Origin of the sequence: Streptomyces sp. NPDC001137 (assembly GCF_040298885.1) — a bacterium.
Lineage (GTDB): Bacteria > Actinomycetota > Actinomycetes > Streptomycetales > Streptomycetaceae > Streptomyces.
Genome location: NZ_JBEPBA010000061.1, coordinates 1 through 1,509 on the forward strand (window position 1 = coordinate 1; position 1,509 = coordinate 1,509).

The 1,509-nt window shown below is 73.2% G+C and carries 2 protein-coding genes; both read right to left on the reverse strand.

Annotation, left to right across the window (positions count from 1 at the left end; all coding sequences use genetic code 11):
• A partial coding sequence (locus ABT254_RS46425; protein ID WP_351483752.1) for an SDR family NAD(P)-dependent oxidoreductase occupies positions 1-440 on the reverse strand: 440 nt, incomplete at its 3' end.
• On the reverse strand, positions 437-1,480 hold the full coding sequence (locus ABT254_RS46430; RefSeq protein WP_351483753.1) for a zinc-dependent alcohol dehydrogenase: 1,044 nt from the start codon (positions 1,478-1,480) through the stop codon (positions 437-439). The genes ABT254_RS46430 and ABT254_RS46425, both read right to left, overlap by 4 nt.
• Positions 1,481-1,509: the final 29 nt, after the last annotated feature.

Here is a 1,509-nt window from a genome sequence, read left to right on the forward strand (position 1 = left end):
AGCAGCGAAGCGGTGAAGATGACCTTCCCCCGGCCGCGGGCCACCATCGCGGCACCGACCGCCCGGGTCAGCGCGAACTGCGCGTTCAGATTGACCTGGAGCACCAACTCCCAGTCCGCGTCCGTGTGTTCTGCGGCCGGGGCGCGGCGGATCGTGCCCGCGTTGTTGACCAGGATGTCCACCGGCCGCTCGCGTCCGGCGAGGTCCGCGCCCAGCGCCCGCACCGCCTCCGGGTCGGCGAAGTCGGTGCGGATCGCCTCGAAACTGCGGCCGGCGGCGGTGACGTCCTTCTCCACCGCGCTGCCGGAGGACTCCAGCGAGGCGCTGATCCCGATGACGTCCGCGCCGGCCTCGGCGAGCGCGCGGGCCATGGCCCGCCCGATGCCGCGCCGGGCCCCGGTCACGACGGCGAGCCGTCCACTCAGGTCGAAGGCGGTCATACGGCGGCCTCCTGAGCCTCGTCGGTGCAGTCCACCAGGATCTTCATCACGTCGCCACCGCCCTCCAGCGCCTCGAACGCGGCCGGCGCCTGGGTGAGCGGCACGACCTTGCTGATCAGCCGCTCGGCCGGAATGGTGCCGTCCGCGACCAGGGCCACCGCCTTCTCGAAGTCGGAACGGTCGTACAACCGGGCCCCGACCAGGGTGAGTTCACGCCAGAAGAACCGGTGCAGGTTCACCTCACGCGGCCGGGGGTGGATCGCGACCAGGCACAGCCGGCCGCGTACGCCGAGCACGTCGACCGCGGTGTCCACACCGCCCGCCGCACCGGACACCTCGAAGGCCACGTCCGCGCCCGCGTCCCCGGTCCACTCCTGCACGAGTTCGGTCAGGTCGTCGGCGGCCGGGTCCCACACGGCAAGCCCCAACTCCTCGGCGAGCAGCCGCCGGTGCGCGCTCAGCTCCACCACCCGCACATCTCCTCCGGCGGCCTGGGCCACCAGCGCGATCAGGACGCCAACCGGGCCGCCGCCGACCACCACGACCTTCTCGCCGTCCTTCACGCCGGCCCGGCCGACGTCGTGCACGGCGACCGCGGTGGGCTCGACGAGCGCGGCCCGGTCCAGCGGGAGGGAGCCGGGCAGCCGGATCAGCGTGGCGGCGGGCACCGTCCAGCGCTGCTGCATCGCACCGGGCGAGTCGATGCCGATGAAGTCCAGGTGCTGGCAGACGTGCTGGTGACCCGCGCGGCAGGCCGGGCAGGTGTCGTCCCAGCGCAGCGGCATCACGGTGACCGCATCCCCGGGCTGCCAGCCCTCGACGCCCGGGCCGACGCGTACGACACGGCCGGCCATCTCATGCCCCAGGACAGCCGGCGCGGCCACCCGGGCGTCCATGTCGCCGTGGAAGATGTGCAGGTCGGTACCGCAGATGCCGACATAAGCGGGAGCCAGCTCCACCTCACCGGGGCCCGGCGGTGTGCTGGGGGCGGGAGCCGTGTCCAGGGTGCGGGCGGACAGGTAGCGGACGGCAAGTGTCATCGTGCGATCAGGGTCCCTTCAGCGCGGAC